The organism is Mycolicibacterium sp. CBM1 (assembly GCF_054073305.1).
Window position 1 is genome coordinate 154,349 of record NZ_JBSXPP010000009.1, and the last position, 22,681, is coordinate 177,029.

Below are 22,681 nucleotides of genomic sequence, written 5' to 3' on the forward strand. Positions count from 1 at the left end.
GCTATCCAAGCACGACCGATCAGCGCAGCGCGCGCGAGAGCAGCGGGGGCAGTTGGTCGGCCACCACCGGATAGGACAGCGGCGAGGCGAAGGCGATCGCCCCGGCGAGGTCCTTGCCGGTGAAAATGTTTCGGTTCTCCTTGGTGGCACTCAGCGCGGCGACGGCGGGATCGGCCAGCAGCGCCGCCTGCTCGGCGTCGCTCTCGGTGGACCAGATCAGCACGTCGGCGCCGGACAGGGCGTCGCCGAGCTTGTCGCGGGGGATGGCCGCCCGGTGGTCGTCGACGGCGTAGTCCTTGATGCCGTCGGCGATGGCCAGGCCCATGCCGGTGAGGAATTCGGTGCGCCAGCCGGGCAGTGTCGCGGTCAGCGTGTTGTCGAAGAACGTGCCGCCCAACAGAACGGCCTTGCGGTCCTTGAATTGCGGGTTGTTCTTGGCCACGTCGGCGAATTTGTCGTCGACAGCGGAGATGAGCTGCTTGATCGCCCTGGCCTGAAACACCGCTGTCCCGACGGCGGTGGCCTGGTCCTTCCACGGTTCGAAGAAGGCGTCGCCGCCGGATTGCGCGATCGTGGGGGCGATGGCCGACAGCTGCTTGTAGGTGTCGGTGTCCAGGCCGGCGTTGACGGCGACGATGAGGTCGGGCTTGAGTGCGGCGATCTGGTCGACCGCGATGCCGTTGTCCAGGTTCAGCACTACCGGGGTCGCCGACCCGAGTTTGGGCTGGGCCCAGGGCCACACCGCGAACGGCTGGTCGCCGAACCAGTTGGTGACGGCCACTGGGACGACGCCGACGGCCAGCAGGTCGTCCTGCTCGGTAAACCCTGCGCTCACCACCCGCTTGGGCGGTGCGGGGATGGTCGTCTCGCCGAAGATGTGCTTGATGGTCACCGATTTCGGGGTGGCTTGGCTGTCCGAGCCGCCCGGGGAGCAGGCCGCGGCCAGCAGCGCTCCGGCCGCACCGGCGGCGCCCAAGAACCCACGCCTGGTCCAGTGCGTGCTCACGGCGCGAGATTAGCTCACTTCAGATGTAAACCCGACTCCAATACGTCCATCGCTTGGTCGACGTTGTCGAGCGAGAACGGTCCACGGTTGCCCAGCGCTGTCACCGCACCGATGACCGAGCAGGCGAACACGCGGATGCCCAGATCGTGCGGGCTGCGATGCAGCCGGCGTGCCGAAGAGCCGAAACGCCTCCCGGCGGATGGCTTCCCGCGTTCTGACTTTCTTGCGTTCCCGAAGGCCGGGGGAACGCCGGAGCTCCGGCATGCGCGGATTCTGCCTAGGACGTGCGCCATGCGCTTGCCGGCGCGTCAATTTCTTGTCAGGACAGCAGCAGCGACACTCCCAGCCCGAGCATGGTGGCAGCGATCAGCCCGTCGAGCACCCGCCACGTGAGCGGGCTGGCGAACAGTCCGGCGAGCCGGCGTGCGCCGAAGCCCAGGCCGAAGAACCACACCACGCTCGCGGTCACGGCGCCGATCCCGAACAACCACCGGCTGTCGGTGTGTTGGTTTGCCAGCGTTCCCAGCAACACGACGGTGTCGAGGTAGACGTGCGGGTTGAGGAAGGTCATGGCCAGGCAGGTCAGTAGCACCGAGACCAACCGCGCCGAACCGTTTTGTGCCGGAGTCATCGCAGACGGGGTGAGGGCGCGCCGCGCGGCAAGTGCTCCGTAGCCGAAGAGGAAGACCGCACCGCCGAGTTTCGCCACCGCGACGGTCTGGGGGTGCGCGGTGATCAGGGCGCCGACCCCGGCGATACCCGCCGAGATGAGCAGTAGGTCGGAGATCGCGCACACGCTGACCACGGCCAGGACGTGCTCTCCCCGGATGCCCTGGCGCAGCACGAACGCGTTCTGGGCGCCGATCGCTGCGATGAGGGTGAAGGAGGTCAGGAATCCGACCAGGAGCGGGGAGGTCATGACGACGACGTTAGGCACCCGCGTCAGGCCAGTACAGCTAAAGAATCTTCACCACAATTAGTGAGACTTAATCGGTGCGGCCGGGCCAGCCGTTCATCAATTCGGGACCGGCAGCTTGTGGATGATTCTGAGATATTCGGTCACGATGTCCTCGACGATGTCGGCTGCCGGCTGCACCCGGTCGACCAGGCCCGCGGATTGCCCAGCCTCGACCTTGCCGCCATAGATGTCCCCGTCCAAGGCGGCCATCTTCAACGACGCTGCGCTGAAGACACCACGGCGATCGTCGATGGAGCTGCCCTGCGCCTCGAGTGCCTCCATGCGGTCGGTGAATTCGTTGCGGAGCGCGCGGATCACGCCGAGTCCGATTCCGACAGTACGAGTGTCGGACACGTCGGCATCGATGACGGCCTGACGGTAGGCGGGGTGGACATTCGATTCGTCGCTGGCGATGAAGCGAGTTCCAAACTGAGCTGCATCTGCGCCGAGGGTGAGCGCGGCTGCCAGTCCTGCGCCGTCGACGAAACCGCCGGAGGCAATGATCGGGAATTCCGGGAGGGCCCTTCTGACCGCCCGCAGCATCACCAGACTGGAGACGAGTTGCGGTGGCGGGTGGCCGCCAGCCTCCCCGCCCACGACGATCAACCCGTCCACTCCGGCCGCAGCCGCCTTCTCGGCGTGCTCGACGCTCGCGACGACGTGAAGACACCGCGAACCGACGTCGCGCATGCGCTCGAGGTATGTCTTCGGCCCGCCTTGGGAGCCGACGAACACCGGCACCGGCCGTGTCTGGAGGAGATCGAGGACGTCGCCGATATTCGGTCGCGACAGTGGAACGTTCACCGCGTAGGGGCCCCGTGCATCGCGCGCCAGCTCTGCCAGGGCGCGGTCGAGGTCTGCGGGACGCATTGGTCCGGCCGCGAGACTGCCCAGCCCGCCGGCGTTCGTTACCGCAAGAGGCAGAGCCGAAGTCGACGATGCCCATGACATCGCCGCCTGCACGATCGGTACTCGGATGCCGAGCAGCTCAGTGATGCGGGTGGAGATCTTCACCGTCGAGGTGCTCATCGGGCGTCGCCGGAGAGGTATGCGTTGGCCACCCGGGCGGCCGCCGCCTTCTGCACCTTGCCACTCGCGGTCATCCCAATCTCCTCGAAGTCGTCGACGAAGACGACGTGCCGGGGAACCTTGAAGCCCGCCATCGTGGCTTTCGACCACTCGATCACGGATTGCTCACTGAGCTCGGCTCCATGACCGACAGCGACGAATGCGAACGGTACTTCGATGAGCCGCATATCCGGCACGCCGACGACGACGGCTTGTTTGATGGCGGGATGCGAGTGCAGCAGGTCCTCCACCTCGGCGGGCGAAACGTTCTCGCCTCCAACCCGGATGATCTCCTTGGCTCGGCCGACGAAACGCAATCGGCCGTCGTCGTCGAGGATGCCGAGGTCGCCGGTGTGCAGCCAGCCGTCGGCATCTAAGGCCGCAGCGGTCTGTTCGGGCATGGCGAAGTATCCCAGCATGACATTCCAGCCGGAAACCAGTATTTCGCCCACTTCGCCCGCGGGAAGCTCGTTGCCGTTGGCCGGGTCCACGATGCGGACGCGCACACCGGGTTCGGGCGCCATCGAACCACTGACTCGTAGTTCTTCGGGTTCCCACCATGCGGATTGGGCCACGTTTGGTGCCGCCTCGGACAGTCCGTATCCGACGACGGCTTCCTTGGCGCCGAGATCGTCGATCACCTTCTTGACGACGGCGGGCGAGGCCGCCAGCCATGCCCCCCGCAGGCTCAGTCGACGCTCCGCCAGTGACGGATGTCCCAGCAGCATCAACGCCATCGTGTCATTACCCGAAAAGTGGGTGCAGGACTCGGCTTCCATGTGAGCTAGGGCGGCACCGGGTTCGAATCTGTCCATGGTGATCAGGGTCGCAGCGTGTTGTAGCGACGACAGCAATGACAACGTGGTTCCCGCGACGTGGAAGAACGGTCGGGCGCTGTGGTAGCGGTCGCCGGCGCGCAATCCCATCCGGCCGCCGGAGAAGAACGCATCGGCGCAGAGGCTGCGATGGCTTAGTAACACCCCCTTGGGAAACGCGGTGGTGCCGGAGGTGTATTGAATCAGCGCTACGTCGTCGGGCGAGGCGGTGCGTAGCGCGGGTGTGCCGTTCCCGGCTCGGAGGAAGTCGGCGAAACTGTCTGCGGCGGGCGGAACGTCGTTGCCGAGCACGACGATGCGTGAGAGGTCCGGCAGCGCACCGTCGACAGCGACGCGGTTGCGTTCGTCGATGGCGGGCAGTATCTGCCGTAGCACCGCGATGAAGTCGATGTTGAGGAATTTGTCGGCGACGAACAAGAGTCGCGATTTGGATTGCCGCAGAGCATATTCCAACTCGCTCGCTCGGAACCTCGTATTGATGGGAACGGCCACGGCGCCGATTGAGGTAATGGCGAGGAAGAGGGTGGCCCAGGGGATGCCGTTGCCCAGACAGATCGCAACGTGATCGCCCTTCTCGACGCCCGCCGCCAGCAGTGCACTAGCGGCTTCGTCGACGGCATTGTGTAACTCGCGGAAGGAGATACGTGCATCGGCCGTGACGAGGGCTTCATTGTCTGGGACGATAGTGCTGGCCCGGTCCAGGGTCGACCAGGTGGTCAATGGGCACAGCCCGTCGAGGTTCATGCCGACCGCTCGGAGGGGTTCGCCGTAGTCGTGCCGTCGTCGAGGGCGGATTCTCCGTCTGCGAATCGTGCCACGCCAGCGCGCCACCCGCCGGCAGCCAGGTTTTGTTCGATGGCAGCCATCTCGATGCGGATTCCCATCCCCAGCGTGGTCTCTTCGCCCAAGTCTACGGCTCTCTTGGTCAGCGCCATCGCGTCCGGCGGTGCCTTTGCGATCGTGGCCGCCATCGCCATACCTGCTGAGAGCAACTCCGTGCTCGGTACTACGGCCACGACGAGACCCAGTTGGTTGGCCTCTTCGGCGGACAGGGCGCGATTGGTGAACAAGAGCTCCTTGGCCCTTCGTTTGCCGATCGCCCTTTGCAGGCGCTGGGTAGCGCCCACCGTTCCCCAGTGCGCCTCGGGAAACCGGAACGACGTGCCGGCCGCAGCGAGAGCGAAGTCGGCGGCCATGGTGATCTCTCCGCCGGAGCCAATGACAGCGCCATGCACCAGCGCGACAACGGGTTTGGAGCATCTTTCGATGGCTTCGTAGGCTGCGAACGAGGCGATTCGGCGTCGTCGCACCCACGTGCTGTCGCGTCCCACGCGCTCCTTGAGGTCGGCTCCGGCGCAAAACGACGAGCCAGCACCGACGATGAGCACGACGCGTACGGTGTCGTCGGAGTCGATGTCTTCGAACACCGCGCGCAAGGCGAGGCAGAGATCTAGGTTGACGGCGTTGCGCGCGGCCGGCCGGTTGAGGGTCACCGTGGCGACGCCGTCGTCGACCGAGACGGTAACGGGGTCGGCAGTAGTGGCTTCAGTCATGGCTCACACAACCTTCAGTCGCTGGAGTTCGGCGATGCGTTCGGCGGACAGGCCCAGGTCTGAGGCCAGGACGTGCTCGGTGTCAGCGCCGAGCAGCGGGGCGGGCAGGACGTCGGGTTCGTCCCATCCGCCGAAGCGCAACGGATTCCTCAAGGCGCGGACATCGCCCTCGGTGGGGTGCTTGAAGGTCTGGACGACCTGGCGCGCGACGGTGTGTGGATCCTCCAGCGCCTCGCGGACACTGCGAATGCGGCCGACCGGCACCCCGGCCTCCTTGAGGGTCGCAACGACGTCGTCGGCATTCCTGGTGGCGATCAACGTCGTGAGTTCTGCCATGATGCGGTCGCGTTGGCGAATTCTGCCGGCGTTGTCGGACAGTGCGGGATCGGCACCCAGGTCGGTAAGTGATAGGGCCGCGCACAGCGGAGTCCAGTGTTGGTCGCTGCAGCTGATGTGGAGGTAGCGACCGTCAGCGGCCCGGAAGGCTGCCGATGGGACCCGTCCGGGATGTTCGGTGCCCGTCCGTTGCGGGTCGTCATCCAGTGCGAAAATTCGCGCAGCTGTCAGTGCGTGCAAACTGAGCTGGACGTCCATCATGGAAACATCGACGTAGCAACCGGTTCCATGGAGAGCTTTGCCCATCAGGCCAGTGAGCACCGCGATGACGACCCAGAGCCCGCTTGTGAGGTCCGATACGGGGATTCCGGTCTTGGCGGGTGGTCCGTCGGGGTGGCCTGTCATGGCCATGATCCCGGAGAGCGCCTGAAAGATGGTGTCGTAGCCCTTCTCTCGCCGATCAGGACCGGTCTGACCGAAGCCGGTCGTCGACACGTACACTAGGTCGGTTCGGTCGCATGCCAACCGGTCGTATCCCAGCCCAAGGCCGTCCATCACGCCGGGCAGGAAGTTCTCGATTACCACGTCAGCACCGGCCACGAGATCACGCGCGATCTGCTGACCGTCGGGATTCTTCAAATCGAGGGTGATCGACTCCTTGCCCCTGTTGAATGCAAAGAAGTAGCCGCTCTCTCCGCCGGGGTGGTGTGGCTCGAAATGCCGTGTTTCGTCGCCGGTTTCGGGTCGCTCCACCTTGATGATGCGAGCTCCGAGTTCAGCTAAGATCTGAGTTGCCGACGGTGCGGCGAGCACTCGTGAGAAGTCGATCACGGTGATACCGGTCAACGGTTTCATGACGTCTCCCGAAAGCCGCGCATCAGGGCGTTGACGTCGCGTCCCGCGCGCATCGCCGCATCCCAGGGGAGGTCGGCGACCCGGTAGAAGAGTTCCTTTACGGCGCCGATGGCGCGCGGATTCAATTGCGCCCAGGCGCTGGCGATCTCGATGCCGCGCGCCAGCGCGGAAGCCGGCGGGCAGACCTCGTTGATCAGCCCGTAGCTCAAGGCTTGTTTGGCGTCGAGGAATCTGCCAGTCGAGATCATCTCGAAGGCAAGCTTGCGGCCGAGGTGACGCTGGAGGCCTGTCATGACTAGAGCGGGCACGATGGAGTGCTTGACCTCGGGATAGCCGAATTTGAGGTCGTCGGCGGCGATGACCATGTCGCAGGCCAAGGCCAACCCTGCTCCACCGCCGACGGCAGCTCCCTGGACCACCGCGACGACGGGTTTGGACAGCCGCTGCGGCAGCATCTGGGTCTGGGCGGTGAGTTCGGCGCGCTGTGACACCAGGTCGCCGTTTTCTGGTGTGAGCGTGCCGAATTCGCTCAAGTCCGCGCCCGCGCAGAAGGCGCGCCCGGCTCCGGCCAGCACGACTGAGCGCACCGCCGGATCGGCGTCTGCGGCAAGGAGGGCATCGCGCAGTGCCGTCGTGAGTGCGGTATCGAGAGCGTTCAACTTGTCGGGGCGGTGGAGCGTGATCACCCTGACCGCACCGATGTCGTCGGTCAGCAGCACCTTCTGGGTCGGCGCATCAGACATGGCTAACCTCCTGCTCGGCCGCGGTGATCGTCGAGAAGCCTGCGCGGGCAACCATGCTGTGTAGCGGGCGGTTCAACGCGGTTTCGGCGAGCTTCGAGGCGACCATCAATGCGTCGAGGTCGAGCCCGGTCTTTAGGCCCATGGCCTCGACGAGGTTGACGAGGTCCTCGGTGCACACGTTGCCGGTAAGGCCTTGGCCGTAGTGGATATCGGCGGGGTGACCGCCGACTCCACCCAGGGCGCTGTCGAAGTGGCGGATGCCGGCATCCAGCGCCGCGACTACGTTCGCCAGTCCGGTGCCCCTGGTGTTGTGGAAGTGCGCGATGATCGGTAGGCCCGGGTTCTCGCGCTGCAGCCGGTTGAATAGGGACCGCACCGTACGCGGCGTGGCCAGTCCGGTGGTATCCCCGATTGACACGTAGTTCACCCCGAGTTCGACGAGGCGGGCCACGTCTGCGGCCACCGAACCCGGATCTACTGCGCCCTCGAACGGGCACCCGAAGGCCACCGACACGACACCGACCAGCGCGAAGCGGCTCTGGGCCAGCGAGATCATCTCGGCGATCTTGGTCCACTGGTCGGCGCGGGACGCGTTCAGATTTCGTCGACTGTGGGATTCCGAGGCGGAGAGCAGCAGGCTGATCTCGTCCGGACCGATCCCAGCCTCCTGGTCGTCGATTGCCCGCAGGACGGCCTGCTGGTTGGGGCAGGTGTTCTTGTAGGACACTCCCTTGCGTCTGGTGAGCCCCGCCATCAACGTGCTGACGTCGGCCAGCGCCGGTACCCGACGGGGATTGGAGTAGCTGCTGGCTTCGATTCGGACGAAACCGGCATCGGCGACCGCGTCCAGGACTGCCAGTTTCGTCGCGGTGGGCACGAAAATCGGTTCGTGCTGCAGGCCGTCGCGGGCGAAGCATTCACATAACGTCACGACGTCGGTCAAGGGAATCCCTTTCACGTGGATTGCTCCGATGCTTCGTTGCGTCAATCAACAGATGATGTATGCCATAAAGCCGATAGCTGGTTATTCAGTCCCGACATGATGGCACACATATGTTGACAAAATCAACAGAGCAGCGACACAATTGGGGCGCGTTAGGAAGTTTCAATCCCTAGTAGAAGGAGGGCTGTCGTGCCCACCCTCAGCGGTCCCGTCACCACCGGTACGTCCTCCGCAATCGCCACCGTTCTGATCGACGGTTCATGGGAGACGGGCGCCGCTGTCTCGGAAGTGAGGAACCCCGCGACGGGTGAGGTCATCGGCTTCGCCACCGATGCGGGACCCGACGACGCCCGACGTGCGTTGGACGCCGCGGCGTCGGCGTTTCCCGTCTGGCGCGAACATCCGGTCGAGACGCGGTCGACGATCCTGCGGGCGGCTGCGGCGCAGATCCGGCATGAGGCGGAGCAGCTGAGCGAGCTGATGACCCGCGAGAACGGCAAGCCGATCGCGGAATCACGCGTAGAGATCGCCAACTGCGCTCGCATCCTGGAGTGGAGTGGAGAAGAGGCACGCCGCGCTTACGGCCGGGTGCTGCCGCCAGCGGCGCATGGTCCGTCAATGGTGATGACGGCCCCGGTTGGTCCTACTCTCGCCATCTCGCCGTGGAACTTCCCGGGCAGCATGTTCGTGCGCAAGCTGGCGCTGTCTCTGGCGGCAGGCTGCACGGTGGTTGCCAAGCCCGCCGACCTCACGCCGTTGATCGCGGTGGCGCTGACCAGGATCATCGCCGAGGCAGGTGTGCCCGCCGGCGCGCTCAACCTGATCACGACAACGCGACCGGGGGAGGTGACCGCGCCGCTTCTGGCAGATCCCCGCCTGCGCAAGATCAGCTTCACCGGATCGACCCGGGTCGGATTGACACTGGCCGGTCCGCACAGCGGCCGACTGCCCCGAGTCTCGCTCGAGCTTGGCGGTCACTCCCCGGCGATCGTGCTGGCCGACGCCGATGTCTCGGTCGCGGCGGCGGGAATCGTCGCTGCGAAGTTCGCCAACGCCGGCCAGAGCTGCACGGCCATCAACCGGGTCTATGCCCCCCGCGAATCAGTCGCCGCACTGACCGCCGAGATCGTCGCCCGGGTCGCGAAACTGCGCCTTGGCAACGGCCTCGACCCCGAGACGTCGGTCGGACCCCTGATCAACGAGGCCGCGCTCGAGAAGACGCGGCGCCACGTCGACGACGCTGTGGCGCGGGGTGCCACCGTGCATGCGGGCGGGGGAGTGTGGCAGTCCGACGACCCCACCCTGCACGGATACTTCTTCGAGCCCACCGTGCTGACCGACGTTCCGCCTGATGCGGCGATCAGCCGCGAGGAAACCTTCGGTCCGGTGCTGCCGATCTTCGCCTACGACGACCGCGATGAGGCCATTGTGGCCGCCAACGACTTGGAGTTCGGCTTGGCCGCTTACATTTTCGGCCGGGATCTGCAGGCAGTGTGGCGTACGTTCGAGGCGCTGGACTTCGGCGTCATCGGCGTGAACGATCCGTTCCCGGTGCGCCCGGAACTTCCCTTCGGTGGCACCAAGAACAGCGGCCAGGAACGCGAAGGCGGCAGCGAGGGCATCTCCGCCTACCTGGAGACCAAGTCAGTGTCCATCCGCTTCGCCTAGCCCACTCCCGACAGACCTTGCGCACTCGAAAGGTTGCCCGATGACCCTGCACGACACAATCTCCGGTATCGACAACCGGGCCGCGGCACTTGCGGCGCGGGACAAGGCATGCATCATTCATCCGCACACCACGATTGGTTCGCCCGCCGAGCCGATGATCATCAGCAGAGGTCGCGGCGCGCTGCTTTGGGATGTTGAGGGCCGTGAGTATGTCGACGGCACGGGCGGGCTGTGGCAGTGCCCGGTCGGCCACGGGCGCCCCGAATTGGCCGACGCCGCAGCCGAACAGATTCGGACGCTGGAGTTTTACTCGTCGTTCGGTGACTACTCGAACGAACCGTCGATCGCGCTCGCCGAGAAATTGCTGTCGATCGCGCCGGCATCGATGCGCAGGGTGTTCTTCACCAACGGCGGCTCCGAGGGCATCGAAACGGCGATCAAGCTCGTCCGCCTGGCCAACCATCACGCCGGGCGTCCCGAGCGCACCGTCATCCTCGCCCGTCAAGGTGGATACCACGGCATGGGTGGTGCATCGCTGGCAGTCACGGGGATGGAGCGCCTGACGCAGGGCTACGGGCCGCTGGTTCCCGACGTCGAATGGCTCTCCAAGCCGCATGCTCTCGAGCATGGCGTCGACGCCACCGACATTCTGATCGAGGAGCTCAAGCGTCGGATTCAGGAGATTGGTGCCCACCGGATAGCGGCGATGATCGGCGAACCGATCTTGGGCGTCGGCGGAATGGTGCCCCCGCCGGAGGGCTATTGGGCGCGCGTGCAGGACGTCCTGCGCCAGCACGACATCCTGCTGATCGCCGATGAGATCGTGACTGCCTTCGGCCGCACAGGCCGGTGGTTCGCCAGTACGTACTACGGGATCGATCCGGACGTAATCGTCACGGCAAAGGGTCTTTCCAGTGGGTACGTTCCGATGGGTGCGGTACTCGTCGGGCAACGGATGCTCGACCTGGCGACCGGTGCGCTCTTCCTTCACGGATTTACCTACAACGGCCATCCCGTCGGCGCGGCCGTGGCTCTGGAGAACCTCGCGATCATCGAGCGCGAGGACCTGATCGCTCGAGGTGTGCGCGTCGGCCGCGCGCTCTTCGAGGCGCTCAAGCCGCTGGAGGAACTGGAGCACGTGGTGGAGGTGCGCGGTGTGGGAACGCTCGTTGGCATCCAGTTGGCCATGGCCGACACCTCGGCCGTGCAATACGGCGCACGAGCAAACGGTGTCATCGTGCGGGCTTCCGGCAGCAACATCGTGCTTTCGCCACCGCTGGTGATCACAGACGAGGAGCTGCAACGCCTGGTGGTCGTGCTCAGCGAACAGGTACGGCTCGTGGGTATCCCGACCACTCCGTGACCCCCGCACGGCGGACGCGCTAGTGGCTGTTCCCCGGAATCGAGCCAGCCGTTGTGTCGATCAACTCCGATAGCTCATTTTAAACACTAACGACATGTTGACTTAGTCAATAGCTTCGACTATTTCGCGGCAGTCTCTTCTTCCTCCATGAAGAAGGCCAGCCGCGTCAGGGTGTCGAGCGCGCGGGTCAGCGCGATCTGGTCACGGCTGCCGAGGTGACGCCGTATTCGACGGTCACGCTCGTTGGCCAGGTCCAGCAGCCTGGCGTAGACCCGTTGGCCCTCGGGGCTGAGGCTCAGCTCGGTCGTGCGCCCCGGGCCGTAGTCACGATCGATCAAACCCCGCTCGACCAGGCCTTTTACAACTCTGCTCATCTGCGCCTTGTCCAAGGCCGATCGCCGAGCCAGCTTGTTCAACGTCAAACTTCCGCGTTCTCCGAGAAGCGCGAGAACCCGCCATTCGCCCAGGCTGACGTCGCATTCGCGGCGATAGGTGAGCGCCGCGCTACGGGATAGCGAATTGGCAACACGAGAGAGCCGATACGAGGTCAAGTCGCTGATGGTGACCCGACCGTCCGTGCGCGGTTCGTCATCGCCGCCATCTGATCGAGGGGGCAGCGGCATCGGGGAGTCATCGCCGTGCAAGTCCTGGCCTGCTGGAACCGTCATGGCTCGATCATAGGAGCCGGGTCCCGATTCAGTGATGATCTACGCAATGTAAATTCTGCGTTTTCTTTGACCATTGGTGTAGACATCATCAACACCTAGGAGCAGAATGTGAGCCAGCGCGCATTCAGCGCACCACGCCATCCATGCCGGTCTCGACATCAGACCGGTCCCCAACCCAGTGATCGAGGCACCATGGCCCGCAACAAAGTACTTGGCGCGCTCGCAGTCTTGTCTGCGAACGTCGTATTCGTCTCAGGGTGCGCGGTCAGTGGCACCAGCGGGCCGACCGCAGGGTCCGCAGACGGATCGATAACGTTCGCCGGCACTGGCGGAGCGACTCAGGACTGGCAGGCGAAGGCCTGGCAGAAGCCGTTCACCGCGGCCACGAAGGTGGGTTTCGTCAACGACGCCCTCGATGAGGCGAAGCTCAAGGCGATGGTTGATGCTCAGAACGTGTCGTGGGACGTGGTGGACCTCAGCTCCGGTCCGACCTACCAGTACTGCGGTAAGTACCTGGAGAAGCTGGACTTCTCGGTGGTCGACAAGTCGCTGTATCCCGCCGATGCCGTGAACGACTGCGGCGTTCCGGCGTTCTACTACACGCAGATGTTCCTCTACAACACCAAGCAGTTCGGTTCGCGCCCGCCGACCAGTGCTGCCGACTTCTTCGACACCAAGACCTTCCCAGGGAAACGGATGGTACCGCCGGAGATCAGTGTGGGATTGCTGGAGTTCGCATTGCTTGCCGACGGTGTCCCCAAGGACAAGCTCTACCCGCTCGACGTGGACCGGGCGCTGGCCAAGCTGGGCACCATCAAGGGCGATCTGGTCTTCGCCGATACCTACGGGCAGATGCAACAGGCCTTGGTCGGTGAGCAGGTGGCGATGGCATTGTCGCTGACCTCGCGCACGGTGCTGTCCATTCGTGAGGGCGCACCCTACGACGTGGTCTGGGACGACGTCATCGTCAACTGGGACACCCTTGCTGTGCCAAAGGGCGCACCGAACGTGGCCGACACCATGAAGTTCATCGCTTCGGTGCAAAAGCCCACGCCGCAGACCGATTTCGCCAGCCTGGCCTCGGTGATACCTACCGATACCAGCGTCACACCTAAGTATGACGCCGTCCAACAGAAGCTCGATCCCTTTGCGGCGCAGCACAAGGACTCGCTGGTCTACTCCAACATGGAATGGTGGGGTCAGAACCTCGACGCGGTCACCGCGAAGTTCACCGCCTGGAAGGTCGGCTGAGTGCCGTGACGTCACAGCTGCTACCCGCGACGGTCTCAGCACCCGACGGTCCCAAGGCAGCGCCCCCGGTGGTTGCTACAAGGGAATCGCGTCGGGCTCGACAGTTGTTGATCCTGCTGCCTGCCGTCGGGTTGCTGATCGCCTTCTTCTTCTACCCGTTGGCCAACATCGTCTGCCTCAGCTTCACCGAGCCTTCGGTCGGCCTGAGCAACTACGTGGCGCTGTTCACCGACGGAGTGACCGTCACGGTGCTGGTGCGGACCTTGTCCACCTCCGCGCTCATCGCCCTCATCACCGTGCTGATCGCCTATCCGTACAGCTATGTCATGACGCGCGTATCGCCAAGAGCGCGAGGCATTCTCACGATCCTGGTGCTCATTCCCTTCTGGACGTCGATCATGGCGCGCAACTTTGCCTGGTACCTGATCGAGCAGCGCGACGGCGTCATCGACCAAGCGCTGTCCCTGTTCGGGATCCACGGAGTGGTGTTGCTCGGGACGCTGCCCGGCGTGGCGATCGCGATGGTCCAGGTCATGCTCCCCTTCGCCGTGCTTCCGCTCTACACGTCGCTCGCTACCATCGACACGAGACTGATGGACGCGGCCGGCAGTTGCGGGGCGTCCAAGGCAAGGGCGTTCCTGACGGTGTACCTGCCCCTGTCTCGGCCCGGTCTGCTGTCCGCGTTCTCGCTCGTACTGATCCTGTCTCTCGGCTTCTACATCACGCCGGCGATCCTGGGCTCGCCGCAGCAATCCTTGATCTCCCAGCTCATCGCCACCCGCGTCACTAAGCTCCTGGACTTCGGTGCAGGTGGCGCGCTGGGGATGGTGCTGCTCGCCACGACCCTGCTAGTCCTCGGCCTCGTCGCCCTGATCGGGAGGCCCACGAAGGGAGGCTCACGTGGCTAGCCCCCAGCGCCGCGAGCGATCCATCGGCTGGGCGTTGAAGATCTGGGTCGCAGTGGTGATCGTCGTGCTCCTGGCGCCGACACTGATAGTCATCCCGGTCAGTTTCGGGGCTTCCAACTCCTTCGTCTTCCCACCGGATGACTGGTCACTGAAGTGGTACGCAGAGTTCTTTAGCAACCGAAGGTGGACGTCGTCGCTGCTGAATTCGGTGCAGATCGCGCTGCTCGCGGCGCTGCTGGCAACGGTCTTGGGAATAGGTGCCGCGCTGGGCCTCGACCGCGGTCGATTCCGCGGAAAGGCGGCGTTCCGTTCGGGTTTCATGGCACCTCAGATCGTTCCGAGCATCGTCACCGCGGTAGCGATCTACGTCGCGTTCTTTCGGCTGCATCTGAACGGAACCATCCTGGGGTTCGTCGTCGCCCACACGGTGATCGCCATACCCTTCGTGGTCATCTGCGTCACGACGAGCCTGGCGGGCTTCGATCGAACGGTGGAGATGGCGTCTGCCAGCCTGGGAGCCCCGCCGTGGACCACGTTCCGACGGATCACCTTCCCGCTGTTGCTTCCCGGCATCGCATCCGGGTTCGTCTTCGCGTTCGTGACGTCATTCGAAGAGGTGGTGATCGCGATCTTCCTGCAAACGCCGAAGCTTCGCACTCTGCCGGTGCAGATGTACGAGAGCATCACCCTCCAGATCGATCCGACCATCGCCGCGGCCTCCAGCATGATCGTCGTCGTGACGACTGGAGTGCTGCTGGCCTGGCAATTGGCGCCCCGCCGCCGGAAAGAGGTCGTACGATGACCAACTCGACCAAGGCGACCAAGCAGCCGAACGGCATCAGCCTGCGGAACGTCTCGAAGGTGTACCCCGACACTCAGCGACCAGCCGTCGACGCGGTCTCCCTCGACATCGCCGACGGCGAATTCATGACGTTTCTCGGGCCCAGCGGGTCGGGTAAGACGACGACGCTATCGATGATCGCTGGCTTCACTGCGAATACAGGTGGATCGATCCTGCTGGGCGGCAAAGACATCAGTCGTCGCAAGCCACACCAGCGCAATCTCGGTGTCGTCTTCCAGCAGTACGCCCTGTTCCCCCACATGACGGCACGACAGAACATCGCCTACCCGCTGCGGCAACGGAAGTTGCCCAAGGCCGAGATCGCCACAAAGGTGGATGCCGCGCTCGAGCTCGTCAGTCTCGGCGCACTCGGCGAACGTCTGCCCAGCCAGCTCTCCGGTGGCCAGCAGCAACGCGTCGCTCTGGCGCGCGCCGTCGTGTACGAGCCGGACGCGCTCCTCTTGGACGAGCCACTGGGCGCGCTCGACAAGAAGTTGCGCGACGGACTCCAGCGCCAGATCGCACGTATACACCAGGAACTCGGCATAACCTTCATCTTCGTCACTCATGACCAGGAGGAGGCTCTCACCCTGTCCGACCGTATCGCGGTCTTCAACGAAGGCGTGATCGAACAGGTGGGATCTCCAACCGAACTCTACGAACGGCCCGCCACACTGTTCGTTGCCGAGTTCCTGGGCGAATCCAATGTCTTTCATGGTGAGGTGTCGCCCGGTGGCCGGATTGACTGCGGTTCCTTCTCAGCAGGCATCAGCCTCGCGGAGCGCGATGCAGGCTCCGGTCCACGAGCAGCGCTCGTGGTGCGGCCGGAGCGGTTGGAACTGTTACTGCACCCTGACGGAGTACCGCTGGGTCATTCGATGACAACGGCAGTCGTCACCGACATCAGGTACCGGGGGGACTGCTACCGTATCGGCCTCGACTACGGCGACGGCCGGACGGGATCGTCGATGCAGTTGGTAGGGCACTCGGCCGTTCCCAACATCGGACAGTCGGTGACGGTGACATGGGCGCCCCAGCATCAAACGGTGGTGCCCGTCCCCACGCATGTCGACTCGCGATGATCGACAAGGTGATCGACACGCGTGCAACGCCGTGGCCGACATGCGCGACGGTGCGAGTATCGCGCGCCTCCTAGGTCGGGGAGAACCTGGGTCGGGGAGAACCCACCGTTGAGTTGACGCCGCACGCACGCTGGACGAGCGGTTGCGCGCGGGAGGACGCGGTCTCCGTGCCTGCTTCACGCCGACCGGCGTAGGCACGTTGGTCGCCGAAGGGCGGCTTCCTTGGCGCTAGACACCCGAGGGCACGGTGGAACAGGCCAGACACGAGCACATCGAAAATCTCACCAACAGGGTTCGGCAGGCGCCCCCATGAGCTGGGCCCGTGCCGAGACCGGCAGCCCACGCCGCGCGGAACTCAACAGTGGCGACCCCGTCATCCTCGGGATCGGCCGGTCGCCGTACGAGCTGGATGCGATGCAGGTGGCGAGCAACGGCGACCTGGCCACCTGGACGGCGCCAAGGCCGATGGTGAAGTGCGCCGGTGGAGCGAAGGACTTGGTCAGCGGAGCTGACGGGTCATCGTCGCGACCAAGCACCCCACCAATGTCGTTGCAGCCACATTGCTTCCGAGGTGCTCGCTGCCCCTGGAGGGCTGCGGCGAGCGTTGACGATGTCGCCGTCGCCAAGGCCGCTCCGGTATTCACGGAAGGCCACCGCGACGTGACCGTCACCGCGCGAGCTTCTCGGCGGGAACCGTACAGCCGACCAAGGTGTTGCATAGCGCAACACAGCTGAAGCGATATGTTGCATAGCGCAACATCGCGCGCCGGCCTATCCGCGCCGGATCAGCTGTGAGACGTTGGTCTTAAAAGCGCATCAAAAGCCATTGCTATCAGCAGCAGTAGTTCCCAGGCCGGTGGGAATCGACCCTGTCTTGACATCGCCGAGCCGTGACCCCGCACCGCCCGTCAGCTGTTGACAATAACAACGTCAGAATCCACACTGGACACTGTCATCCACCTCTCCCATGGGGATCGCGTCAGCACCTCGACCGGCCCAGCACTGTCACCCACGGGGGACGTCCCAGTTTCACGGAGCACAAACAGGAGGATTCGTGGCAAGCGAACACCAGGACGTACTCGACCGGTGGTCGCGGATCGAGTGTGGCCCTCCGATCCTCGACCAGGGCGACGCCCTGGAATTCCTCACCGAGTTCTTCGGTTCGAATCGACCGATCGACCCGGCCACCTTGACAAGGGTGCCCGGAGAGACGGACGCCAACTATAGGTTTCACGTCGGTTCGACGCCCTACCTCCTCAAGGTGTCGCACGAATCCGACAGGAATGGCGTCGGACTGCAACACGAGGTACTGCGCTACCTGACCACAGCTGGATTGCCCTTCGCGACACCGCGCGTGGTGAGCACGCCGTCCGGTGGCGACTCGGTGAACGCAACCGTCGGAGGCCAAGAAGTGATCGCGCGGGTGTTCACCTGGCTGCCCGGCCGGCCGCTTGGCGAAGTCAGTCACATGTCTGACGAGTTGATCGACGACGTCGGCGCCGCAGCCGGGGCGCTGGCAGCGGCATTGGCTCGGTTCGGCGAGCTATCAGCTGAGCGCGAAACCCGCACGCATTACTGGGATCTCGACGCCGGCGTAGCCGTCCTGCGGTCTCGCCGAGATGACAACCCGGACTGGACGCGGCTATTCGATCAGGTGATCGAGGCAGCCGCACCGTGGCAACGCAGTGGCGTCTTGCCGAGGGCGCTCGTGCACAATGATCTCAATGCTTTCAACCTTCTGATCGACACCAGTCGTCACCGGACGCGGGTGTCGGCCGTGATCGACTTTGGCGACGCGGTCGTTACCAGTCGTATCAACGACCTGGCCATCCTGATTGCCTCGATCTGCCGTAACAGCACCGACTTCGTCTCCAGGGCAGCACGACTCGTCGCGGCCTATCATCGCTTCATCGCCCTCGACGACGCGGAGCTTCGTGCACTCCTTCCGCTGATCACGCTACGGACCGCCACCGTCTTGGCGACTACCGCGCAGCATGCGGCAAGCGATCCGCGCCACCGGTCCTCGGTGAGCATGGAGTGGTTGGAGTCGCTCCATCAACTCGATGGGGACGTGGTCACCGCCATGTTCCGGTCAGCGTGTGGACTGCCGGCACCTGTGGCGACCGGCGAGGCGCTTCAACTCCTCGACCGAACCGCTGTCAAGTTCCTTCCGATCGTCGAAGGCGTTGTCGCCGTTTTCGATCGGAGTGTCCGCAGCGACCACTATGACGGCATCGACCTCCTGGACCCTCAAGCGATGATCGCGGCGGAACCCGCCCCTGGGACCACCTCGACGATCATGGTTGGACGCTACGGCGAACCTCGGCTCGGGCTCGGAGGAGTGCGGCGCCATGGTCAGGAGTCCAAGAACATCTGCCTCGCGCTCGACGTGGCCGCGCCCGCGGGGACGACGGTAAGGGCTCCGTTGGATGGCACCGCCACCGTCACCGACGAAGGTGACGTCATCGTCGACCACCGTGACTCGGGCGTACCGGTGTGGACGCGCTACCGCGGTATCGAAAACGCGGTGTCGGGCCGGCTCCGCCGAGGCGACTCCGTAGGGCAAACCTCGAATTCCGCACCGTTGCTGGCGCAGGTGACGACGGTGGATCCGCAACGAGTGGCGGTGCCGTGGTTTTGCTCTGCATCCGAGTTCGAGGCGGCAAGCCAGCTCGCCGCCGATGCGTCGATTCTTCTGGGTCCCGGGTCGCCGGTGCGCAGATGGTCGCCACGGCTTCCCGATAGCCTTGCTGCCCGCGGGCGAAACCTCCCGCGGACACATCCGACTTACTTCGAGAAGCCGCTGGACATGGTTCGGGCGCAGGGATGTTGGTTCTTCGACGAGTACGGCAACCGGTACCTCGATGCCCTCAACAACGTCACTCTTCTCGGCCACTGCCACCCCCGGGTGACTGCCGCCGCGGTTCGGCAGCTGGGTCGACTCCAGACCAACAGCCGATTCGTATACGACGCGCTCACCGACTACACCGAGGCGATCGTCGAGACTCTGCCCGACGGCCTTGACGTGGTCTACATGCTGAACTCCGGCAGCGAAGCCAACGATCTCGCATTGAACATGGCCCGTTACGTCACCGGCCGTCAGGACGTCGTGGTGATCGAAGACGCGTACCACGGCTATACCACGGTCGTCGCCGATGTAAGTCCCGCCCGCTTCAAGCGTTACGGGAAGCCAGACACGACGCATGTGGTCGCCAACCCCGATCGCTATCGGGGCGCATTCGGTTACGACGACCACGAGGCCGGTACCAAGTACGCGGCCGACGTCATCGCCGAGTTCGATCGGCTCATCGCCGCGGGCCGCCGACCCGCCGCGTTCATATACGAAGCGCTACTGGCCGGCGGCGGACAGGTCGTCCTCCCGCCGAACTACCTCGCACCAATCCACGCTGCCGCACGCGAACGCGGGATCCTGACCATCGCCGATGAAGTTCAGGTCGGCTTCGGCCGGCTGGGCTCGGCTTTCTGGGGTTTCCAGACCCAAGGGCCGGAGGTCGTACCTGACTTCGTCACGATGGGCAAGTCGATGGGTAACGGCTTCCCGGTGGCCGCGCTGGTCACGACCCGTGCCCTTTCGGAGCGGTTCGACGAAACGGGACGTTTCTTCTCGACCTATGGGGGAAACCCCACCGCCTGTGCCGTAGCGCTCGAGGTCCTTTCCGTTCTCAATGACGAGGGGCTGCAAGAGAATGCCGAGAAGACGGGGGAATACCTGCGAGAAGGTCTGTGGCAGTTGGCCCAGCGGCACGAACTCATCGGTGACGTTCGTGGACAAGGGTTTTACAGCGGCGTGGAATTCGTCACCGACCGGACGACGAAGGAGCACGCAAGCACCGAGACGTTGATTGTCTGCAACCGCATGAAGGACGACGGCGTGCTCGTCTACCCCACCGGAGCGCAATGGAACATTCTCAAGATCAAACCGCCGCTGTCCTTCACACGCGACCATGCAGACCTGTTTGTCGCCACGTTGGATGGTGTGCTCACTCGAGGCTGGTGACCGCTACGTGAGCACCGACCCGGGTGGCCCGCGGGTGATCGTGCGTTACCGCCCCGATTGCGGTGAGCAAGGAGTGTTATGAGCCGATACATTCGGTGCTGGACTGTGCGGGAGGACATTCACACGCACTACCGTTTGGTTCCAGGATCCGCCATCCAGATGGCGCAACAGGGGCGCTATATGCCTGGCAAAGCGCGAGACTTGTCAGGTCCAACTGTCGGGAGATGTCACCGGGATTGGCAACCGGTTCCCGTCAGCAGACGGTGGCGGCGGCGATGAGGCCGAACGCGATGAGCACGATGCTCAGCACGAACGCCGCATGTCCCAGGGACATGGCCACGACCACGCCGGCCACGGCGGCGACGACGATGGTGACCATGAGCAGTGCCATCAACACCGGGTGGGGGTTGATGGCACCACGAGAGAGCGGCGCGACGACGGTCGACTCGCGAGGGCGTTCCATGCCGGTCATCCAACACCTCCGGGTGTGATGTAGCTCATGATACTAAGAACTCGTGATCCAAATCACAAGAACCGGAGGTGTGGGAGTTCTGCGGCGTCGCTCAGGTCGGCCGCTCGTTCGCTTTGCCCGCGCGTTTAGCCCGCAGCGCCCGCCGTTCCGACGACCGCCTGCAGGTGGTTGTCGGACTCGGACTGCAGCATGGACCGCAGGATCTCCCCGCTGCGAATCGCGATGTTGGACAGCAGCGAGGATGTCAGCCCGTGGCTGTGCTCGGTATTGCCCTGGATGTAGAGGCTCCCGGCGGTTGGTGGCGAGGTGATCAGCCGGTAGTCGCGTGACACCGCCGGCTGTCCGTCTTCGAGGACCAGGTCATCGGCGAGCTCGCCGAGGATGCCCTGCAGCGGGGCGGGGATGAACCCGGTTGCGTAGATCACCGCGTCGCAGTCGATCTCGTCGATCGTTCCGGTCGGGTGGTGACGGATGCGGACCCGCACGCCGTTGGCGGTCTCCTCGGACCGCACGATGCTCGATGCGCCGCGCAGGAACAGTCGGCGATTGCCGTCTACCCGCTCGGCGTACTCGCGGCAGTACAACTCCTCGATGAGCGGAAGGTCGACCGCCGAATAATTGGTGCTGCGGTGATAGTTGAGCAGCTGGCGGCGCACTCCCGGCTCGGCGGCGTAGAAGTCGTCCACGGCGTCGGGGTCGAATACCCGGTTGGCGAAGGGGGAGTCGTCGGCCGGGCTGTAGCCGTACTTGGCGAAGACGCCGTGCACCTCGGTCGTCGGTGAGAGGTCGTGCAGATAGCCGACGACCTCGGCCGCGCTCTGTCCGGCGCCGACGACGACGAAGCGGTCATGCCGGCGGTCCGGCAGGCGCCGCAGGTCATGCAGGAAATTCTGGTTGTGGAGCTGGCGTGCCGACGGGGACACCCCCGGTGGCAGCTGCGGGCTTAGTCCGCCCGCGATGACGACGTTGCGGGCACGCAGCCGACCCGGCTCGGCGCCGGTGACCTCGACTTCGAACAGCCCGTCGATCTCGCGGACCGAAGTGACACGGGATCCGTATCGCACCGAGGCGTCCACCTTGGCCGCGGCCCACTGCAGATAGTCGTGGAACTCCAGCCGGGTGGGGAAGAACGTCTTGTAGTTGATGAACTCGGTGAGCCTGCCTCGCTCGGTCAGGTAGTTGAGGAAGGTGAATTCGCTCTGCGGATTACGTTGCGTGACGAGGTCTTTCAGAAACGAGATCTGCATCGTCGCACCGGGGAGCAACATCCCGGTGTGCCAGCCGAATTCGGGCTTGGCCTCCACGAATTCCGCGGTCACCGCGCGGGCGCAGCGTTGGTTGTGTTCGTGCACTGCGATGGCGAGTGCGAGGTTGGAGGGTCCGAAGCCCACCCCGACGAAATCGTGCACCCGCCCGTCATGCATCTGACCGGCGTGTATCTGACCGTTGTCCGCCGACATCACGCACCTGCCATCTGGTCGGCGGCGCCCGGAACCGGTTGTGCCGGATCGGAGCCCAGCGCGACGATGTGGTTGGCCGAGTCGACGTGCACGACCCTGGTGCGGTGCGCTGCCAGTTCCGCGGGGGCAACCTGGACGAACGACATGATGATGACCAGATTCCCCGGCGAAATCAGATGGGCCGCAGCCCCGTTGATGCCGATGACGCCGGACCCGGGTGTCCCGGTGATGGCATAGGTGACCAGTCGAGCGCCAGTGGTGATGTCGACGATGTGGACCTGTTCGCCCTCCACGATGTCGGCGCTCGCCATCAGCTCGGCGTCGATGGTCACGGATCCGACATAGTGCAGATCCGCCTGGGTCACCGTCGCCCGATGAATCTTGCCTCCGAGCACTGTCCGCTGCATCCTCGCCTTTCCCACCCGTTCGTTGACGACGTCACGGCCGATTGGCAGCCGGCGTCCAGCCCTTACTAAGGAGAGGCTAACCAACTCATTCTGGATCGCAAGACCTACCCCGGGGTGGAACATGACCGCTGCCGCATTCAGATGAGTTGGGAGGCAGCATTTCCCGTCGACAATGCGCCGCTCGCCCCGTCGAGGGGACGTCGCAAATACAGGTGAGCCTAAGCTAACATACCGCGTGATATCGC

Annotated in this window: 19 protein-coding genes and 1 pseudogene; 8 read left to right on the forward strand and 12 right to left on the reverse strand. The window is 64.5% G+C overall.

Annotated features, from left to right (window positions below):
- Positions 1-19: 19 nt before the first annotated feature.
- The 8 genes from ACXDF8_RS14375 to ACXDF8_RS14410 form a co-directional block, all read right to left on the reverse strand.
- Entirely contained in the window at positions 20-1,006 is a 987-nt protein-coding gene (locus ACXDF8_RS14375) for an ABC transporter substrate-binding protein (protein ID WP_457223931.1), read from the reverse strand.
- A gap of 319 nt (positions 1,007-1,325) precedes the next feature.
- Complete coding sequence (locus tag ACXDF8_RS14380; protein ID WP_457223932.1) at positions 1,326-1,925, reverse strand: LysE/ArgO family amino acid transporter; 600 nt, start codon at positions 1,923-1,925, stop codon at positions 1,326-1,328.
- A 96-nt stretch (positions 1,926-2,021) separates the two neighbouring features.
- A complete protein-coding gene (locus ACXDF8_RS14385) occupies positions 2,022-2,993 on the reverse strand; it encodes an NAD(P)H-dependent flavin oxidoreductase (RefSeq protein ID WP_457223933.1) in 972 nt (323 codons plus the stop codon).
- The gene (locus tag ACXDF8_RS14390; protein ID WP_457223934.1) at positions 2,990-4,612 is read right to left on the reverse strand and encodes an AMP-binding protein; all 1,623 of its coding nucleotides are present in this window, start codon (positions 4,610-4,612) and stop codon (positions 2,990-2,992) included. Before ACXDF8_RS14390 ends, ACXDF8_RS14385 begins: the two co-directional genes overlap by 4 nt.
- On the reverse strand, positions 4,609-5,421 hold the full coding sequence (locus ACXDF8_RS14395; RefSeq protein WP_457223935.1) for an enoyl-CoA hydratase/isomerase family protein: 813 nt from the start codon (positions 5,419-5,421) through the stop codon (positions 4,609-4,611). The genes ACXDF8_RS14390 and ACXDF8_RS14395 overlap by 4 nt, the downstream gene beginning before the upstream one ends.
- A 3-nt stretch (positions 5,422-5,424) precedes the next feature.
- A complete protein-coding gene (locus ACXDF8_RS14400; protein WP_457223936.1) occupies positions 5,425-6,612 on the reverse strand; it encodes a CaiB/BaiF CoA transferase family protein in 1,188 nt (395 codons plus the stop codon).
- On the reverse strand, positions 6,609-7,331 hold the full coding sequence (locus ACXDF8_RS14405; RefSeq protein ID WP_457223937.1) for an enoyl-CoA hydratase/isomerase family protein: 723 nt from the start codon (positions 7,329-7,331) through the stop codon (positions 6,609-6,611). The genes ACXDF8_RS14400 and ACXDF8_RS14405 overlap by 4 nt, the downstream gene beginning before the upstream one ends.
- A 16-nt stretch (positions 7,332-7,347) precedes the next feature.
- Positions 7,348-8,313 carry a hydroxymethylglutaryl-CoA lyase gene (locus tag ACXDF8_RS14410; protein WP_457223938.1) on the reverse strand — a complete coding sequence of 322 codons (966 nt, stop codon included), beginning with the start codon at positions 8,311-8,313 and terminating at the stop codon, positions 7,348-7,350.
- A gap of 174 nt (positions 8,314-8,487) precedes the next feature.
- On the opposite strand from ACXDF8_RS14410, the gene ACXDF8_RS14415 reads away from it, so the two are divergent.
- Positions 8,488-9,966, forward strand: a complete 1,479-nt coding sequence (locus ACXDF8_RS14415) for an NAD-dependent succinate-semialdehyde dehydrogenase (RefSeq protein ID WP_457223939.1) — start codon at positions 8,488-8,490, stop codon at positions 9,964-9,966.
- Between the two features lie 40 nt (positions 9,967-10,006).
- Entirely contained in the window at positions 10,007-11,329 is a 1,323-nt protein-coding gene (locus ACXDF8_RS14420) for an aminotransferase family protein (RefSeq protein WP_457223940.1), read from the forward strand.
- Positions 11,330-11,448: 119 nt separating this feature from the next.
- Here ACXDF8_RS14420 and ACXDF8_RS14425 read toward each other — a convergent pair whose 3' ends face one another.
- Entirely contained in the window at positions 11,449-11,997 is a 549-nt protein-coding gene (locus ACXDF8_RS14425) for a MarR family winged helix-turn-helix transcriptional regulator (RefSeq protein ID WP_457223941.1), read from the reverse strand.
- A 228-nt stretch (positions 11,998-12,225) separates the two neighbouring features.
- Here ACXDF8_RS14425 and ACXDF8_RS14430 point away from each other — a divergent pair, with 228 nt between their 5' ends.
- From ACXDF8_RS14430 to ACXDF8_RS14455, 6 genes and pseudogenes are all read left to right on the forward strand, one after another.
- Positions 12,226-13,248 carry an extracellular solute-binding protein gene (locus ACXDF8_RS14430; protein ID WP_457223942.1) on the forward strand — a complete coding sequence of 341 codons (1,023 nt, stop codon included), beginning with the start codon at positions 12,226-12,228 and terminating at the stop codon, positions 13,246-13,248.
- A gap of 104 nt (positions 13,249-13,352) precedes the next feature.
- The gene (locus ACXDF8_RS14435; protein WP_457223943.1) at positions 13,353-14,156 is read left to right on the forward strand and encodes an ABC transporter permease; all 804 of its coding nucleotides are present in this window, start codon (positions 13,353-13,355) and stop codon (positions 14,154-14,156) included.
- Positions 14,149-14,958 (forward strand): ABC transporter permease, encoded by an 810-nt coding sequence (locus tag ACXDF8_RS14440; protein WP_457223944.1) that lies wholly within the window; start codon positions 14,149-14,151, stop codon positions 14,956-14,958. Before ACXDF8_RS14435 ends, ACXDF8_RS14440 begins: the two co-directional genes overlap by 8 nt.
- On the forward strand, positions 14,955-16,079 hold the full coding sequence (locus tag ACXDF8_RS14445) for an ABC transporter ATP-binding protein (RefSeq protein ID WP_457223945.1): 1,125 nt from the start codon (positions 14,955-14,957) through the stop codon (positions 16,077-16,079). Before ACXDF8_RS14440 ends, ACXDF8_RS14445 begins: the two co-directional genes overlap by 4 nt.
- Before the next feature lie 74 nt (positions 16,080-16,153).
- Positions 16,154-16,308, forward strand: a pseudogene (locus tag ACXDF8_RS14450) (CoA-transferase); the annotation flags it as partial.
- An 825-nt stretch (positions 16,309-17,133) separates the two neighbouring features.
- Positions 17,134-20,097, forward strand: a complete 2,964-nt coding sequence (locus ACXDF8_RS14455; RefSeq protein ID WP_457223946.1) for an aminotransferase class III-fold pyridoxal phosphate-dependent enzyme — start codon at positions 17,134-17,136, stop codon at positions 20,095-20,097.
- A 253-nt stretch (positions 20,098-20,350) separates the two neighbouring features.
- Here the strand turns inward: ACXDF8_RS14455 and ACXDF8_RS14460 are convergent, their stop codons facing one another.
- The 3 genes from ACXDF8_RS14460 to panD all read right to left on the reverse strand — a co-directional run bounded on the left by ACXDF8_RS14460 (position 20,351) and on the right by panD (position 22,436).
- Positions 20,351-20,560 carry a hypothetical protein gene (locus ACXDF8_RS14460; protein ID WP_457223947.1) on the reverse strand — a complete coding sequence of 70 codons (210 nt, stop codon included), beginning with the start codon at positions 20,558-20,560 and terminating at the stop codon, positions 20,351-20,353.
- A gap of 134 nt (positions 20,561-20,694) precedes the next feature.
- Positions 20,695-22,029 carry a lysine N(6)-hydroxylase/L-ornithine N(5)-oxygenase family protein gene (locus tag ACXDF8_RS14465; protein ID WP_457223948.1) on the reverse strand — a complete coding sequence of 445 codons (1,335 nt, stop codon included), beginning with the start codon at positions 22,027-22,029 and terminating at the stop codon, positions 20,695-20,697.
- Positions 22,029-22,436 (reverse strand): aspartate 1-decarboxylase, encoded by a 408-nt coding sequence (panD, locus tag ACXDF8_RS14470; RefSeq protein ID WP_457223949.1) that lies wholly within the window; start codon positions 22,434-22,436, stop codon positions 22,029-22,031. Before panD ends, ACXDF8_RS14465 begins: the two co-directional genes overlap by 1 nt.
- Between the last annotated feature and the right edge of the window lie 245 nt (positions 22,437-22,681).